The following is a 16,179-nucleotide window of genomic DNA, read 5'->3' as shown; positions in this document are numbered from 1 at the left end:
GGTGATCAGAAGCAGGTCACGGAACGTCCTAACCTGGCGGGCACTTCGAGTCCGGTTGTGGCACCTTTGAGACATGGCGACCGACCCTGACGATGTCCGGTTTCAGGAGAAGACCGGAAGTAACCGGCCGACGACCAAAATGACGCGATTGAACCGGAACCGACGTCGCCGCCTCATTCGATCGCCTCGTCAACGCGGTCGACGGCAAATAGATGCCATCCGCCCGGCACGCCCTTGAGAGTATGAAGGCCCCGATCCTCAAAGCTGATGCCAGAGCCGACGACCAAGTCCTTCACGGTGCTTGAGACCAAAATTTCACCAGCCTTTGCCGTGCCCGCAACACGGCTTCCAATATGAACGGCAATGCCGCCGAGATTGGTGCCCACGGATTCGCACTCGCCGCTGTGGAGTCCGGCTCTGATCTCGATGCCTAGCGAGCGTACCTGTCGAGAGATGCTCATGGCACAGCGGATCGCCCGGCCGGGTCCATCAAAGGCAATTAGGAAGCCATCCCCTGCTGTGTTCACCTCTCGGCCACGGAACCGCGCCAACTCCCTTCTCACGATAACGTCGTGTTGTTGCAGCAGCTCACCCCAGTTCCGATCACCCATTTCTGCCGCCCGTTTTGTGGAGTCGACAATGTCGGTGAAAAGGACCGTCGCCAAAATTCGATCGGGCTCCGCACCATGCCGGATTCCCGTGAGAAATTCCTCGATCTCCTCGAGAAGCGCGTCCGAATCTCCCACGTAGGGGGTGTGATCTGCTCCAACCAGCTCAACTAATTTGGCGCCTTTGATGTGCGTGGCCATGTAACGTGCCTGGTCGACAGACGTGAGCCGGTCACCGTTTCGGTGCAAAATCAGTGTCGGTACACTTATGGTCGGAAGGACGTGACGAACATCGATCTCCACGTTCATCCGCATGACGGCTATCGCGGCACCGGGACTCGCCGCAAGCCTCATATACGTCGCTCGCCACTGCTTGTAGGCCGCGTCGCCTAAAATGCTTGGACTCCATATCTCCAGTGCAACGGATGCTCCACCCCAATCTTTCTCGAATGTCTCGATGATGCCGTCCATTCGCTCCCTGCTGACGCCGCACGGGTAATCAGGAGCCCACGCCCGCCTCGCGTATGAGCCATAGAGCACAAGAGCGGAGGTACGCTCAGGATAAGTCGCGGCATAGAGGAGAGACATTGGACCGCCCTCCGAGACACCGATAAGCGCTGCACGAGTCGAGCCGGTGGCGTCCAATACGGCCCTGACGTCATCCATTCGTTCCTCAAGAGTCGGGATTGCGACGCGATCCGAGAGGCCGGTTCCCCGCTTGTCGAACCGTATCAAGCGAGAGAAAGAGGCGAGCCGTCGAAAAAATCTCGCCGGACGTGGGTGCTCCCAGTCGTATTCCACGTTCGACACAAATCCGGGCACATACACGACATCGATAGGCCCATCCCCAAGGACCTGGTAAGCGATATGAACATCTCCGCTCTTGGCATATCTTGTTTTGGGCGGATCACTCATACCCGCTCTCCTGCATTGCGGCTTAGCCGCCCGTGATAGCCGGGACTTGAGCAGATACTTTACACCTATTGGCAGTGAGAGCGGTAGCGAAGGCCGCTCAGCCGAGCCAGACGACGGTATTCCTGGGGTACCCTAAAAGTTGTCATCGCGAAGGGGTAGGAGGTCGGCTCCTGGCACGAAACGGACCTGCCGAGCCGACCTGCCGATGTCCGTTGACGGGGCAGAGCGGAAGTCGGCAGTACGCAGTCAAACCGACGCGATTGACCCGAAGCCGACTTCGTTTTCAGTATAGGTGGCAAGATAGCAAAAGTGCGATACTCTGGCTTATCGCTTTCCAGTGGTACTCGCCGCCATGTTCGTTTCACGCAGAAGGTTGCTTCAGGGTTCCTTGCTCTGTGCTGTAGGATTAGTCGAGAGATCATCGCCGGCTCTTCCTCAAGAACTCGTCTCGCCACCGACTTCGGCTGAGCGCAATAGATTGGCTCGGTTGGCTGCTAATTTTATGGACACTTATGATGTTCCAGGTCTTTCAGTTGCGATCTCAATCAAGGGAAAACCTGTCTTTGTCGAGGCGTTCGGTGTTGCCGATCGAGAAACCGGGGAAGCATTAACGCCGCAACACCGATTTAGAATTGCAAGTGTAACTAAGCCGATTACCTCGACCGGGATTTTCACACTGATCGAAGCGGGGAAGCTAACGCTTGAAAGTCACCTTTTTGGACCAAATTCTATTCTCGGAGATGACTATCCGACCCCGCCTAATCGCTCCATTATCGAGCAAATTACAATTGAGCACCTGCTTACTCACACTACCGGCGGTTGGGGAAACAACGTTAGCGATCCGATGTTCTTGAACACGGAAATGAACCATCGGGAACTCATAGCTTGGACCTTAAATCACATCACTCTAAATGATCCTGTAGGAAAGTCCTTTGCATACTCTAATTTCGGCTATTGCATCCTTGGACGCGTTATTGAAACGCTTACTGGTCAGACGTACGAGCGGTACATCAAAGACAATCTTCTAAAGCGTTGCGGCATAATTGACATGCAGATCGCCGGAAATACGTTGGAGGATCGAGCGGCCAATGAGGTCAAATACTATAATCAGACTCCGGGCGATCCGTATGGAATGAACGTCACGCGGATGGATTCTCACGGCGGTTGGATCGCGACACCGAGCGATTTGACGGCGTTCTTCGTCCATATCAACGGATTCAAAGATGCCGACCAGCTGCTTAACGACGACACCATCCGTACAATGACCATCGCTTCCGCTGCAAATCCTAACTATGCCAAAGGTTTCTTTGTTAATGCGCAAAACAATTGGTGGCATCCTGGTCTATTGGATGGAACTCAAACCATCGCTGTACGAACGCATAGCGATTTCTGCTGGTCGGCGTTTACTAACACTCGATCGAAATTTCGGGATATGGGCTCCGCTCTTGATCGGCTTGTGTGGCACATGGTGCTTTCTGTGGCTGATTGGCATCCATGAGGATTGTGCCTAAGCGATCTTCCGTCTTCCCCGGTGGGTGCGGCTTTTATTTCAGACTGCGGATGTCCCTTGTTGGCACGTTTGAGACATGCCGACGCACGGTAACGATGTCTGTTTATAGGGGTAGAGCGGAATCGTCGGTACACAGCCAAACCGACGCGAGTGACCCTAAGCGGACGTCGTCTCAGGCCGCCACGGATGCGACGTCGCTCGCATCTCGCGACGTCTGCGTTTGGAACCGAAACATTTTCCAGCCTGAATGATTTACTCCCGGGGCTTCGCAAGATGCGAGGCATTCATGAACCCTCTATCGGCGAGCGACGTGTTCCTTACGGTCGCGATCATGAGCGTCACTTTCCTGACCGAGGTCGGGCTCTTCATTTTGATTGGAATGATTTGAAAGGAACGCGCGATCTGGGCAGCGCGCAGCCGATGCGAGGTCTAGGACTCCACAAGCTTGATCGTTGAGACCGGCCATCTTCCCTCATGACCTGCGATGGAAATCCGAAGCCCGTGCAATTCATCCAGCCAAACGTTCTCGACCGTGCCTGCCTTTCCGTCGGTGAGCACGACGGCTTTGCCGATCAACTCGGATTGCGCCGCACCGTACTCATCCAAGATTTTTGACGCTCGGCGCTTCCCTGATGGCATTGCGCGCCCATGGGCTGTCTGTGCTGTCCTAGGCGGCTCAACAGCGAAGTTTGTCCCAGCGAATGATTGATGGCGACTGCTCTTCCAGTTCGCGGAGCCGGTTGATTTGCGCTCTTAGACTCCCCGGTAATTCCGGCTCTTCTTGCAGGAACGCGCGCAGTCTCTCCCCGATCTCTTGCACGATTGCTCGGCTGTGCTTGGAGTCTATCTCAATGCGGTTGCGCATAGCGAAGCCTCGTTCGGGTAAGAACGCGCCAGGATTGGCGTCCACCCCTCCCGCAGCTCTCCCGTTTGCGAGCACGGCTGGCAACGGAACCGGAGACCGCCGCTTTTGGCTATCTGCGCGAGCGCTTGTCTTTGACAACAGCGGGCCCTGCAGTAGGAACCTTTGGCTATCCGCGACATGCGCCGTGTAGTTAACGGCGAGCGACGGTCTCGTACTTCTAAAGTCTTGACCGGAGCTTTCGTTCCCTGACTTCTGATCGTGACGGCCGTTCGGACGGGAGGAAGCCATCGGAGCGCCAAGCCGACGCATTGAGGAACTTGCCGCGCAGAATATCGGGTCATTGGCCCCAAGTTCGGCAGCCTTTGTGCCGGCCAGGCTACGGAAATTCTTGCAATGACCTATGGCAGCGGCAGCGTGACGTGTGCTTGCTGCAGTGAGGAGAAAAACGCCGCGATTGCAGACCAGATCAGATGCGCGCTCTGGAACCATTTCAGAGAGTGCCGGGTTAGTACGTGGGGCCGATGGAGGAACCATCGCCATGAGGATCGAATATCTTGCTGCAATTGCGATAGTTGCCGCTGGTGCTGGACTGGCGGTCCATTCTGTCGGCTCGCTGCCGCCCGAAAAGCAGTCCACGCCTGCCGCCCCCCAATTGGCTACCCTGTTAGCTGAGTCCGTGGATCCGTTTTTGCATCGGTCTGGTGGCTAACGCTGCGCAACTCCAAAACGCATTGGCGGTGTTGCCCTAAGTCATTGGGGGGATCGCACCCGTTCGGCAGAGCGATCGGCTCGTCGAATTCTCGGCCAAAGCCCGCGCGCGACGATACTTAGCGCCTCATCCGGCAAGGAACGCTGCAACGCCTTTACCTCACATCTCGTGCGCTCGCATCCATACATCGCGTTCCTCGTTCTGTCGGATTGAATGCCAGAATAGCTTCGCTGCTTCTGCCTACGCCGCAACGTCGCGTCCGGTATTTCCGGTATTGGCACTTTTCAGACCTGCCGAAGCGGCCTGACGATGTCGGCTCATCGATGTAAACCAGACCTCGCAATTGCGCGCGCCCAAGTCCGAAAATGCACCCGTCGGGTTGGCGGGGGCGGGTCAGTGGTTTTTTCGAACCAATAGATCCACCCCTGTACTCGCGCCGTCACTTCATTCCTTGCAAGTCTTGTCAGCCGCTAGAGCTGTTTGTGCTGATGCCTGTGTCGGATGTGCCGTACCGACGACCTTCATGTTGCCACCGGCGGCAGGCTGGGCATTGACGACGTGACATTTCATCGTCGCGGTATCTTGAGCTATGTAGAACGAGGAAGCACCTGATGGTGGCGCTTGACCGGTAGTTTTGTCCTGCTGCGCGAAAGAAGGTGCAGTGAAGGCGAGAATAGCAACAGTCGCTAAAAGAACTTTCGTCATTGTGTCTTCCTCCCTTTTTGGAGACAGGCTGCAAATAGAGTCAGCCGATGAGAGGTTCCTGCGAATAATGGGTTTTTTTCATATGCTAGTTGGAGTGATTTCGCGCGCCGCCGTTTAAACTTTCCGATGTGAGCAATATTGACCAGCCCCTCATTGGGGTATTGGGTAAGACCGGCTCCATCGCCGTCCGAATAGGCAGTTACCGGCGACAGAGAGATCGGCAATGCTCCCGCCCAATACAGGGAAGCATGATGTCATCTATCCAACTAAATCCACTACACAGCCGCGCGGAGATCGGAATTCTTCCGTGTTCTAAGTGTGGCAAGCCTATGCGGTTGGCTTGCATCGAGCCTGCTCAACCCGGTCATGAAGTCCGCACCTTCGCGTGCTCGAAATGCAAGACGACTGGGAGTTTTGCAGTCGCGATCTAGCGGCGACTCTGGCTTCGTTTGCTGACCGCTCCATCAGTTTTATCCGCAGCCGGATGCTCTTCGGCCGCTTGGATCTCACGTGTCATTTCCATGAAGGCGTGAGATTGCGCAGGGCGAGGTTCCCTTGCTCATCGTGGCTGCGAAAAGCTTTCACTGTGCGGCACTTTTCCTTCAGACTGTCGGCGGCCTGAATGGTAAGGTAGGCGTCCCATCGCGGGGACGAAACCGGAAATGCCAGACCAAACCAACCAAGCAATATTTGATCCCAAGGAGTTTCTCGCCAAGGTGGGCGAAGGGAAGACCATCCTTGAATTTCGCAACGAAGAGGTCGTCTTCGCCCAAGGCGACGTGGCAGACACGATCTTCTATATTCAAAAAGGTCGGGTCAAGGTTGTTGTCATATCCGAGCAAGGAAAGGAAGCCGTGGTCGGCATTTTGGAGCCCGGCCAGTTCTTTGGCGAAGGCTGCATGAACGGCCATTCGCTGCGGATCGCGACCACGACGGCGATGGAAGAGTGCCTGGTCACCGCGATAACCAAGGCGGCCATGCTAGCGGCGCTTCACGATCAACCGAAGTTTTCCGAGTTGTTCGTGGCCTATCTGCTGACGCGGAACAGCCGGATTGAAGAGGATCTGATCGACCAGCTCTTCAACTCCAGTGAAAAACGGCTGGCGCGCCTGCTGCTCCTGCTGGCGAATTTCGGCAAGGAGGATAGCCCTCAACTGATCAGTCCGAATATCAGCCAGGAAACATTGGCCGAAATGATCGGTACGACGCGATCCCGCGTCAGCTTCTTCATGAACAAGTTCCGCAAGCTTGGCTTCATCACTTACAACGGAAAAATCGAGGTCAATAGTTCATTGTTGAACGCGGTCTTATACGACAAGCCCGAGATCAAGAGCGAATTGTAAAGCGATCAGAAATTCCCTGAGGCGTCATTGGAAGCAGCCTGTTTGATTTGGCTTCGACCTTACATTAACTTTTCGAAAATGAGCAAAATTGACCAGCGCCGGGATCGCGAAGGTTCCACGGTGGGTTCATCACCGCCCCCCGCGGTATCTACCGGTGACTGAGAGTCTGTAACGCTCCCGCCTGAACCAAAGGCGATAGCATCATGCCCATCCTGCGACCAGTTTGCCCCACGTGCCAAACAAGAACGGTGCTCGCGCGGGTTACACCCGGCCCCATCGGCTTTGATATCCGGACGTTCGAATGTCCTGCGTGCAAACACGTCAATCAGACTGTAGTCGAACTACTATTCGACCCGATGAATTCCCTCAAAACGAACATATGGCTTCGCGGACAACTGCAAGCGCCAACTTAAGAATGCGCGATAGGGAGTGGCTTGCCTGAAGCCGAACGGTAGGATTAGCGCATGCTCGATACACAAAACCAAGGTCCACAATGCACGGCTTGTGGCTCTCCAATGAAGCTGGCAGCGATTGAGCCCGGCCAGGCGTGGGGCCAGGATGTGCGAACGTTTGCGTGCCCGCGTTGTAAAAGGGTTCAACAGCACGTCATCGAAAGTACGGTGACGGCCGTTTGGCAGGAGCCGCGTCAGGGGTGACTTACGAGGCGGCAGGCTGCGAGAACCGGCCCGCAGCAGCGTAGCCTCGAAAGCCGCGACGAATAGCGGGCGTATGCAAACCGTTTCGAATAGCGTGGGCTCATGATGATGAATAACTCAACTCACGAATTCGAACGCCTGTTGGGCAAGGCCGCGCTCGCATTGTGGGCGGACTTGCCTTGCGACGTGCAGGAGAACATTTTCGAAACGGCTGTGGCCGAGGACGCCATCATTCGAAACCATTTGGCTTCGTACCTGCACGATCATCATCCGAAAACGGCGCATCCAAAGAAGCCGACCCAGTTAGCTTAGGGCCGCTACTGGACGTCATCTGCCTTGAAATTCCGGCAAGACTACTTCGAAGAGGACCTTAGGCGACTTCCGCTTTTGGCACTTATCGGACGTGCCGCGCCACGCAGACGATGTCCGTTGATGGGGGAAAGCGGACCTTGCGCTCAAGTGCGTCGAGGTCTCACTTTGACCCATAACGGTCTTCGGTCAATGGACCTGCCAGTTCCTAAACTGGTCCATCTACAGCCGTCGTTCGTTCAGTCGAGCCGGAAAAGGGCCGAAAAGTACGAAAGTCCCAAGTCCGACGGATAGCGGAACTTCACCCGGTTGGCTGCGTTTCTGAGCACACCCCGAAATTTGTCCAACAGGTTCAGCGATGTTCAGTTGGTTCAAGCCCAATAAGCAGCGGGCGATGATCCGAGAGGATCGCAAGCACCTGGAAGCAAGGGCTCGTTGCCTCTTGAAGGGTTATCTGTCTGCGGATGCCCCCCGAAAGCAACGATACTATGAGGCGATCGCTGGGGCCGCCGCAGCATGTCAGCAGGGCGTTTCCGATCCAAGTTTGGAAAATGAGCAACTCACTCAAGCTGCAGCGGAAACTGCGCTGAAAATCGTTAAGCATCGGGAGCAACAAGCAATAGCTGACAAAGATCAAGTTGGCTCAATGATCACCGATGCTTACGCCACCGTAGCGATCGCATACCGTCGAGCGTCGGCTGCCTATACGGAAATTGAGGATATGCAGCAATTGGGCACTGCCGCTGTGCATTTGCTCACGATAGCAACTTCTCATATAGCCGCCCAAACCGGCGAAGCTATTCAAGAATGACTGGTAAGGGCCTGAGGGCAACAAACTCAAGCGTTGCCTTTTGTTTACCAACGCACTCGACGTCCTACAAACCATCTCGCCAAAGCGGCACGTAAGAAGTCGTCTGTAGCCTTCGTTTAGCAATAAGCGGGGAAGGCTATGACCATTACGTTTCGGGTCCTCATGATGTTGGCTTGCGCTTACGCAGGTTGGGAGACCGCAAGCCTTCAGTCCGAACAACGGGCAGAGCCTCCACAACAGGCGCACATGAGCAGTTACGTTTCGCAATAGGCCTGAGAACAAAATGGAAAGGCCAGCGTTCCACGTCGAACAACCGCAACCCCGCAACATTCAACGGGCCGACATCGCACCAACTGACGGTTGTGCGTTAGTTGTCGATGGTCATTTCAGAGGGAACTGCAAAAAAATGGCGACCGAGTTGCTTGCGAGGTATCCGATGTTGCAAGTCGAAATTTACGACGCCTCGTCGAAGTCACGAGCTTTGGTTAAGCAGCAGTAAATCCGTGTTGCAGCAGCGGTAACCAAGTTGCTAGTTTAAATTCACCGTTAAGACTTCACCAAGAATGAAGGCATATCTGTCGCCTCGAGGTGGAGGCGGTCAAATGCCCCTAATGAAGTATGTTTTTTTCGTCGGCAGTGCTCTGGTCTTGTTACTGCTGGCTATGAATTGGCTTCTACCCGACCCCACGGCCGAACCTATTTACACCAGCACCGTGAGGCCCGTCATTAAGATCAGCTCGATCGAGACACTGCCAGAAAAAGTGGTTCTCGATAACACCCTGCCGTATACGGCACCGCCTCCGGACGTTATGCGAGTGGCGACGCGGCCTCTACCGTCGGCGCTTACATTTGAAAAGATAACGCCCGGCTTATTGCCCGAATTTTCGACGTTAGCGCAGGTTCCCCCAAAGACGATCACCGAAGAACGTGACGCTGCAAAAATCAAAGCAAAACGTCACCCTGCAAAAAAAGTAGTTGCTAATCGGGTTGCGCCAAAGGTGCATGTCGCAGCCGTGAAAAACCTCCTCGCTGGTGAATTCAAACAGGATACCAAACCGGCTGACAAGACGACGTTTTTAGACGATATCGCTGGGCGCCTTGGGCAAATGTTCAAGGTGAATTGAATTTCCGTGCCGCCGCACCGGCGAAGCGGTCTTACTTGCTAACCAAATACCTCACCACGAGACGAATCCTTATCATAGGCATGCTTGTGACGCCTGAATCGCATCGCTCGATAACAGTCCACGGCATTTTAACGGCAAACTGACGGTCGTACACGGTGCTTTGGCGTGAGAAGAACTGCTCTTGGAGCGGTTGCGCCGGCATCCCATTGACAACGTCATTTCTCCAAACAGAATCCTCTCGTTTTCAATGCCGACAATGGGATATTTCGATGAAGCTCACTGCTTTAGCAATTTTCGTCTCGCTGTTTTCTGCAGTGATTCTTCAAACGGCCCCTGCACAGAAGCTGGTCGACCCCGATAAGGTCGCTCCCGAATTCCGAGAGGCCGCAGCAAAGCGGCGTTCTGAACAGATGAAAATAATGGATTGCAATAAAAAGGCCGAAGAGGCCAAAGTGCTCCCAAGAGATCGAGCTAGCCATGTCCAGCATTGCTTAGATGGTCAATAGACCGTGGCATACTAAGCCTTCAAGACTTGCCGCTTATCGATCTCCTCGCCGACATAAAGCTCCCCGTCGTATTTGATGAAGTGGGACTGCTTCTGCGAGCCTCGCATTGACCGCCAATGTGCAGGGACCCTGGGGTGCGTATTTGCTCGGACGAACTTGCCGCTTGGGCTGGTATATAGTTCAGCCTGCTTGTCCGCAGTCATCTCGCCCCCGTCTATGTCTTATCTTTGTGCTTGGCCGTTTGCACTCGCTAAGCGTTCCACCTTTGTGAAGCAGGGCCAGGCCTTAATTGTCGATCTGGGTTGATAAGGGTGAAGCTTGCTTTGGCCTAGAGTGTTGCAGCAGCACTACATTGGTTCCTAAGTAGTCAATCCGTTTTGCTACCTTGTTGCGTCGCCAAAAACGCCATCCACGCTGCGTAAGCAAGATACGGATGGGTTGGGGCCGGCACTCAAATCGAAAGCAGGCACCGTCGCTAAACTAAGCCTGACGAGAGACGGCGAAGCTTTAGACCGTCAAGGGTGACAAGATCGGCGGATCGGTCTTGCCGAGACCCTGCGATAATGGGCTCACCGCACTGTCGGTCCCGACCATGAATATGGTCTTCTGATCCGATGATACCGAAAGCTGTAATACGCACGGATCATTTTGCTCGATAGCAAAGTGATGCTCAGCCGCGACCGCACGTAAGGTCTGTTTGGTTTGTCGCGGGTTTCAAGCTCGCGTCGATACAAAAATCAAAACACGCCCGAAGGGCGCTCACCCGAACGAAGTGAGGGTGAGAAGCAACTCATCCAGATACGCTATCACGTACACGCTCCGTAAGTCCGGAAGCGGATATCAGCCGAGCCATCCTCCGGCGTAGCCGCCCCTCTGGGGTAGGTGCGCGACTATATATGAAGAAGCACAAAGAGCGCGCGACAAAGCAGCTTCGCATTTATCCCAGTTCTTATGAGAAGCTGCGAACATTGGCGTTTAGGCGACGGAAGTCTTTAGCAGCCGTCATCAGCACAATTCTTGAACAAGCCTGAAAGGCGATAATCAACTGCCGAGAGTTTAAATTAGAACTACAACCGAAGCTGATTTTCTTTCATAAAAAGGGATACTATTCGGTCGTCATTTTACCCAAGCCAAGGGAGGGAAGATGATGGAGTTGGCGGGCTTGCATTACGCGTCGTATTTGCCGAATTGGCTCCAAATAGTTGTCGTGTGCGTCATTACAATTGCTGGTCTCGTTATACTCATTGCGGTGATCAGAAATGCAACCAAGTTGAGCAGCGAAGAGAAAAAAGAGATAGAGGCGATATTTTCAGTAGCTGTCTGCGTGTCAGTGTTAGGGTATTTTTTGTTGTGGTATATTTTTCCGTGGCTTGGCCACTTTGAGGCTCTGCCCTTCATCATAGCGGGAATTGTCGGGTTCGCGCTTCTAGGAGCCTCGGTCTATTTCAATCACGCGGTGATAGGGCTTGTGGGCGGTGGCCTGGTTGCTGCCGCCTTCAGGGCCGATAACGTTTCCGAAGTAAGTGGACGGTCTACACTTCCCCTCCCATTCCCACAAGTCGGCCCCGAGAGGATAGAGCATGACTGATGAGGATAGCCTAGTATCTCGGATTCCGCGTTCCGACGGCACCGGTGTACGGATTCACGTTGCCGGTAGCGCTGTAGTTGTCGCGCTGGGTGCTGTTGGGATTGGTTGCGGCGTGCGGTGCCACATAAGTTCCGCTGTTCGTCGTGTAACCTTGGACGCCGTGGCTTCGCGTATTCGAGCCCGTGCCGCCAAGGTATTGCGCCTGGGCGGCGATGGCGGCCAGCGTCAAGGCGGCAGCCAAAATTATCTGCTTCTTTCCCAGTCTCTCCCCAATGGTTTAATTCAGGGGAGGACACAACCATGCGTGTAAGAGATGCGCTATGACGTAGAATCCCGGGTGGCCGTCTCGCGCCTCAGCTAAAACCCGCCGCGACCGTCAAACGGCGCAGTGAACGGCCAAAGCCGGGCAGGAGGGGCTGAGGTCGTCAATCCGCAGTTAAAAAGTACCGTATTGCAAATTCAATCTGACCATCGGGAAGTTGTCTCCAATTCTCAATGGTCGGCGTTAAGCCATCCTGTGGGTTCTGATCGATAACCTCGCGTGCTTTGCGGCGTGCCGCATCAATTGGCAACCGAAATGTATCTCGGTGCTGCGCGTCAGAAGCTCGCACCGCTAAATCGCGAGGACGAACCATATGGGACCTCCAAGGTACAACCATAATCGTGAGCGCCCAATTTAGAAATTTGCAATCGTAGTCTTGTTTTTGTCCCCGCTGTCCACTGCGACACGAAGGTAGCGTTTCTGCTTTTTGGACCAGAGTTTCCCGCCGCTGACTTCGCCACCTTCACGTGGCTAGTGGTGCAAAAAAGCCTTGCCAGCGGGCTGACATCCGTACGCACGAAAAAGGCCGCCCAACCGAGGCGGCCTTACTGATCTGGCGCTCGTAACGGTTAGGCCGAAGCAAGGAAGGTCCTCGGCGAGAGACACCGCGATTTGCTGATGACTCTCGAAATCTTCAAACATTACCCTCAGCATGAGCGCCGAGGCCTTTGCTGAACGCCTACGTTCGAGGACGCCGAAACTGTGACCAAAGTCTCGATGCTATTGTTGCGCTTGTCTTCTGCGGCTTGGTAATCTTCACGGCTAATTCCACTTAAATCGGCCACCATCAGCGAATGTCGTTATCGGTGGAACCTATTCTGACAGGGCTTTCGGGACTTTAGGCGGACGATTGGAGGAAATATCGCAGATTTGCGTCGTGTGGGGAAAGGCGGTAGCGGTCTCTCGCTACCAAAACTCTACGATTTTGCTCGCCTTCCTTCGATCTTCTGCGATCCCTTGCGCTCAATGGTAGCGCCTCGTCAGCGTGCACTGCTGAATTCGTCCCATAAGTTTGGGCGAAAGCTCGGCTTGCGCGATCTAGGTAGCGCGCGAGACAGCTCAAGCAGCAGGGGATTCGCATATTGAGCGGTTATGGAAGGACCGATCATGGCGGATTGTGTTGAAAAACTGGACTGTTAAAGCCGAAGGAGATCGCTGATTCACTCTGTCCGTGTGGGCGGGAGACTTGAATCGATGATGGGTCCGCGGCAGGTCGATCAGGCGGCGCTGTTCTACGAGTTCTCGCTTGAACGACATGTTCCGGCCGCTCACTTGCTGAGGGCGGTCGACCGGTTCGTCGATTTGTCAGATGTTCGGAGCCACTTGGCGTCATTTTACGGCTCAACTGGCCGGCCTTCGATTGATCCGAACTGCTCGTCCGGATGCTGCTGGTTGGCTATTGCTACGGCATTCGTTCCGAACGGCGGTTGTACGAGCAGGTGCACCTTGCCTACCGCTGGTTCTGTCGGCTCGGGATTGCCGGCGAGGTGCCGGACCACTCGACCTTCTTCAAAAATAGGCATGACGGCTTCCGTGATTGCGATCTGCTACGCAAGCTGTTCGAGAGCATTCAGCCGAGTCTCGTGCGCATGCATGATGGTCGCAAAAGGCTCGAAGCGGCACTTGCGAATGCTAGCGCATTGACGGCCACAGCGGTATGCCATGCGCTCGCGACGTGGTAGCGCACCATTGCGCCGCAAAGCTCCCCGCATGTGGAGCTTTCCGCCGGCCCTATGAGTCGGTGAACCGGATTTCATAGGCTAGTGCATAAAGTCGTTTGTGCACCTCCCTTCGTTGCTCTTCAGCGTCCGAACGCACAAAGTACCTTGGTACGCCTCGCCAGGCGGACACAATCCGCTTCCTCCGCGAAGGTGTCCAGGATTCACGGCAAGGCACCACTACCCACACCCGAACGGGCGTAACCGATATCATGTCAACCATCCGAACGTTTGCGATCCGAATTGACGACTCGGCTTTTGGCTTGCCGAGGTGACAATCTTTCTTGAGTTCGGGAGCGTCCGTCCAGTCGGCGGGAAGCGATTTCGGAAGGACATGAGCCATGGGTGTTCGGAGTGCATTGGACGGCGTTCACCTCGGCAGCAAGTATCTGCTCGGGCACGATGCGCCAGGCTCGTGGTGGCTTTCCGCGGATTCGTCGCCAAATTTCCCGACCCACACCGGAGATAACAGCGCCGGCAACGGCGGCAACGGCTATTTTGCCGGGAGCCTGATCGGCAAGAGCTACGCTGCGTTCGAGCCGCTCAACATGGCGCAGGCCGGCTCCCATGCGACAGCCGACGCCTATCAGACGAACATCGCCTATTTCGATCAGTCCGCGACCCAGATCGCGGGAATTGGCGGCGATGGCGGCAATGGAAATGCCGCATTGGGCGGAAACGTCGGCGCGTTCGGGTCTGGCGGCCCTGGTACGATCGCCACCGGTGACAACAGCGCCGGCAATGGTGGCGATGGCACCTTCTTCGGAGCAATGGTGCATGATCCTGTCGCGGTCTATGCCCCGATCAACATTGCGGTGGCGGGATACAATTCCAGTGCCCACGCCGATCAGACGAACCATGTGGTGTTCGATCAATCTGCGTTTCAGATGGCCGGCGTCGGGGGCGATGGTGGGAACGGCAACGCTGCGATTGGCGGAGATGTATCTGTCTCCGGAATTGGCCACGGGCCCCACCAAACCACCGGCGGGGCAGGGCTCGCGTCCGACCCCAGCGGGATTGGCTCCAAAGCGATCGCGAGCGGGGCTAACCACGCCGGCAACGGCGGAGACGGATACTTCTATGGGGGCCTCGTTCACGCGTCCTTTGCGTTATATTATCCGATCAACATCGCGGTGGCGGGATACAATTCCAGCGCCAACGCTGATCAGACAAACAATGTGGTGTTCGATCAATCCGCGTTTCAGATGGCCGGCGTCGGGGGTAATGGCGGGAACGGCAATGCCGCGACCGGCGGAAGCGCGGACATTTTCTCTTCACTCTTCGATTTGATCGGCTCTGACGTCATTGCGACCGGCCACAACGGCGCCGGCAACGGCGGCAACGGCCATTTCTCGGGAAGCATGGTCGACATCGACGTGGCGATTTACGCCCCGATCAACATTGCGGTCGCCGGTTACAATTCAACAGCCGAGGCTCATCAGAGCAACAATGTCTGGTTCGATCAGAGTACGGTCCAGATGGCCGGAATCGGTGGTAACGGCGGCCACGGCAACGCTGCGCTTGGCGGCGATTTCGCCATGCACCTGTTGTCGGACCTTCACTTGCTGGATCATGCCTAGAGCCTTTACCGTTTCAATATCGAAACGGGGCTCTGGATTTTGATTTGACGCCTTTTTCTTCACGCGAACCGGATCCACCTCGCTTGAAAACGATCCAGCGGCATTGGAGCTCGCCGGCGAAAGGATGGCATTTCGGGCGTACACCGCCGCCATCGGGTGGCATCAGCTTTGGCGGCTAGACCGCTCCGGTGTCCAAATCCAGAATTGTTGCTGTCCAATTGGGACGCACAGTGCGCAAACCAAATCAGGGAGACTCACATGTCAAAGGCTAAGGTAATGTTTCCTTCCGACACGATCTCGCTCAAGGACGTTGACACCGGCGGCAACAGCGCAGGCAACGGTGGAGACGGCGTCAACAAGGGTAACATCAGCAGCAACCCGAGTATCGAATTCAATCCGTACAACAAGGCGGAAGGCGCCGACGTGCATGTCAACACCGGCGATCAGGTTCACCAGAAGGCCTACTGGGACGCCGGCGGCGCGAATGCCGAGGCGGAGAAGTATGCCAAGGCAGAGGGCGGAACTGCCAAATCGAATGGCGACCAGAGCAACGAAAGCGGCCATAACAAATCCGATGTGGATGCCCACACCACGGCCTATCAGGACAACTGGCTCGCTGCGAACCAGAGTCAGACCGTGATGGCCGGCATCGGCGGCGACGGCGGAGACCACAACAAGGCGGAAGGCGGAGATGTTCACGTCAAGGCCAGCATCGAGTCCGCGAACCTGAACGACTCGCTCAACACTTACGAAAACTACCATATCGACGATTCCGGCATGTTCGCGCACGGATGATCGACGCCTGCCTCTGAGAGCAGAGAACCGGCGGCCAGGCTGCCGGTTCTCACTTCGCCGCGAAGTCGGCGAACAACGGGGTGGGAAAGGTCGGACTTCAGATCTCTGGCGGGGA

Annotated in this window: 13 protein-coding genes and 1 pseudogene; 10 read left to right on the top strand and 4 right to left on the bottom strand. The window is 55.4% G+C overall.

The window, feature by feature from the left end:
* Positions 1–173 precede the first annotated feature (173 nt).
* Positions 174–1,523 carry an adenylate/guanylate cyclase domain-containing protein gene (locus ACPPVP_RS36395; RefSeq protein WP_426528369.1) on the bottom strand — a complete coding sequence of 450 codons (1,350 nt, stop codon included), beginning with the start codon at positions 1,521–1,523 and terminating at the stop codon, positions 174–176.
* Positions 1,524–1,875: 352 nt separating this feature from the next.
* Here ACPPVP_RS36395 and ACPPVP_RS36390 point away from each other — a divergent pair, with 352 nt between their 5' ends.
* The gene (locus tag ACPPVP_RS36390) at positions 1,876–3,021 is read left to right on the top strand and encodes a serine hydrolase domain-containing protein (protein ID WP_426528368.1); all 1,146 of its coding nucleotides are present in this window, start codon (positions 1,876–1,878) and stop codon (positions 3,019–3,021) included.
* 441 nt (positions 3,022–3,462) lie between these two features.
* Here the strand turns inward: ACPPVP_RS36390 and ACPPVP_RS36385 are convergent, their stop codons facing one another.
* Entirely contained in the window at positions 3,463–3,672 is a 210-nt protein-coding gene (locus tag ACPPVP_RS36385) for a PRC-barrel domain-containing protein (RefSeq protein ID WP_426528367.1), read from the bottom strand.
* A 1,379-nt stretch (positions 3,673–5,051) separates the two neighbouring features.
* Positions 5,052–5,312 (bottom strand): hypothetical protein, encoded by a 261-nt coding sequence (locus ACPPVP_RS36380; protein WP_426528366.1) that lies wholly within the window; start codon positions 5,310–5,312, stop codon positions 5,052–5,054.
* 662 nt (positions 5,313–5,974) lie between these two features.
* Here ACPPVP_RS36380 and ACPPVP_RS36375 point away from each other — a divergent pair.
* The 6 genes from ACPPVP_RS36375 (at position 5,975) to ACPPVP_RS36350 (ending at position 11,649) form a co-directional block, all read left to right on the top strand.
* Entirely contained in the window at positions 5,975–6,655 is a 681-nt protein-coding gene (locus ACPPVP_RS36375) for a Crp/Fnr family transcriptional regulator (RefSeq protein WP_426528365.1), read from the top strand.
* Between the two features lie 758 nt (positions 6,656–7,413).
* On the top strand, positions 7,414–7,623 hold the full coding sequence (locus ACPPVP_RS36370) for a hypothetical protein (protein ID WP_426528364.1): 210 nt from the start codon (positions 7,414–7,416) through the stop codon (positions 7,621–7,623).
* 355 nt (positions 7,624–7,978) lie between these two features.
* On the top strand, positions 7,979–8,431 hold the full coding sequence (locus tag ACPPVP_RS36365) for a hypothetical protein (RefSeq protein ID WP_426528363.1): 453 nt from the start codon (positions 7,979–7,981) through the stop codon (positions 8,429–8,431).
* A 602-nt stretch (positions 8,432–9,033) separates the two neighbouring features.
* Positions 9,034–9,555 (top strand): hypothetical protein, encoded by a 522-nt coding sequence (locus tag ACPPVP_RS36360; RefSeq protein WP_426528362.1) that lies wholly within the window; start codon positions 9,034–9,036, stop codon positions 9,553–9,555.
* Between the two features lie 269 nt (positions 9,556–9,824).
* A complete protein-coding gene (locus ACPPVP_RS36355) occupies positions 9,825–10,061 on the top strand; it encodes a hypothetical protein (protein WP_426528361.1) in 237 nt (78 codons plus the stop codon).
* A gap of 1,144 nt (positions 10,062–11,205) precedes the next feature.
* Positions 11,206–11,649, top strand: a complete 444-nt coding sequence (locus ACPPVP_RS36350) for a hypothetical protein (RefSeq protein WP_426528360.1) — start codon at positions 11,206–11,208, stop codon at positions 11,647–11,649.
* A 10-nt stretch (positions 11,650–11,659) separates the two neighbouring features.
* Here ACPPVP_RS36350 and ACPPVP_RS36345 read toward each other — a convergent pair whose 3' ends face one another.
* Positions 11,660–11,890, bottom strand: a complete 231-nt coding sequence (locus ACPPVP_RS36345; protein ID WP_426528359.1) for a hypothetical protein — start codon at positions 11,888–11,890, stop codon at positions 11,660–11,662.
* A 1,275-nt stretch (positions 11,891–13,165) separates the two neighbouring features.
* Here ACPPVP_RS36345 and ACPPVP_RS36340 point away from each other — a divergent pair.
* From ACPPVP_RS36340 to ACPPVP_RS36330, 3 genes and pseudogenes are all read left to right on the top strand, one after another.
* Positions 13,166–13,539: pseudogene (locus ACPPVP_RS36340) on the top strand (transposase); the annotation flags it as partial.
* Between the two features lie 491 nt (positions 13,540–14,030).
* The gene (locus ACPPVP_RS36335) at positions 14,031–15,269 is read left to right on the top strand and encodes a hypothetical protein (protein ID WP_426528358.1); all 1,239 of its coding nucleotides are present in this window, start codon (positions 14,031–14,033) and stop codon (positions 15,267–15,269) included.
* 258 nt (positions 15,270–15,527) lie between these two features.
* Positions 15,528–16,064: a hypothetical protein gene (locus ACPPVP_RS36330; protein ID WP_426528357.1), complete on the top strand. Its 537-nt coding sequence runs from the start codon at positions 15,528–15,530 to the stop codon at positions 16,062–16,064.
* The last annotated feature ends 115 nt before the right edge of the window (positions 16,065–16,179 follow it).

The organism is Bradyrhizobium sp. McL0615 (assembly GCF_049993905.1).
Taxonomy (GTDB): Bacteria; Pseudomonadota; Alphaproteobacteria; order Rhizobiales; family Xanthobacteraceae; genus Bradyrhizobium.
The sequence above is the reverse complement of the archived record's forward strand: the minus strand, read 5'-3'. Positions and strand labels throughout refer to the sequence as shown.

Coding starts and splice junctions, on each gene's coding strand:
- ACPPVP_RS36395 (WP_426528369.1), bottom strand. CDS start 1,523: ATGAGTGATCCGCCCAAAACAAGATATGCCAAGAGCGGAGATGTTCAT.
- ACPPVP_RS36335 (WP_426528358.1), top strand. CDS start 14,031: ATGGGTGTTCGGAGTGCATTGGACGGCGTTCACCTCGGCAGCAAGTAT.
- ACPPVP_RS36350 (WP_426528360.1), top strand. CDS start 11,206: ATGATGGAGTTGGCGGGCTTGCATTACGCGTCGTATTTGCCGAATTGG.
- ACPPVP_RS36390 (WP_426528368.1), top strand. CDS start 1,876: ATGTTCGTTTCACGCAGAAGGTTGCTTCAGGGTTCCTTGCTCTGTGCT.
- ACPPVP_RS36355 (WP_426528361.1), top strand. CDS start 9,825: ATGAAGCTCACTGCTTTAGCAATTTTCGTCTCGCTGTTTTCTGCAGTG.
- ACPPVP_RS36330 (WP_426528357.1), top strand. CDS start 15,528: ATGTCAAAGGCTAAGGTAATGTTTCCTTCCGACACGATCTCGCTCAAG.
- ACPPVP_RS36360 (WP_426528362.1), top strand. CDS start 9,034: ATGCCCCTAATGAAGTATGTTTTTTTCGTCGGCAGTGCTCTGGTCTTG.
- ACPPVP_RS36385 (WP_426528367.1), bottom strand. CDS start 3,672: ATGCCATCAGGGAAGCGCCGAGCGTCAAAAATCTTGGATGAGTACGGT.
- ACPPVP_RS36380 (WP_426528366.1), bottom strand. CDS start 5,312: ATGACGAAAGTTCTTTTAGCGACTGTTGCTATTCTCGCCTTCACTGCA.
- ACPPVP_RS36375 (WP_426528365.1), top strand. CDS start 5,975: ATGCCAGACCAAACCAACCAAGCAATATTTGATCCCAAGGAGTTTCTC.
- ACPPVP_RS36370 (WP_426528364.1), top strand. CDS start 7,414: ATGATGATGAATAACTCAACTCACGAATTCGAACGCCTGTTGGGCAAG.
- ACPPVP_RS36365 (WP_426528363.1), top strand. CDS start 7,979: ATGTTCAGTTGGTTCAAGCCCAATAAGCAGCGGGCGATGATCCGAGAG.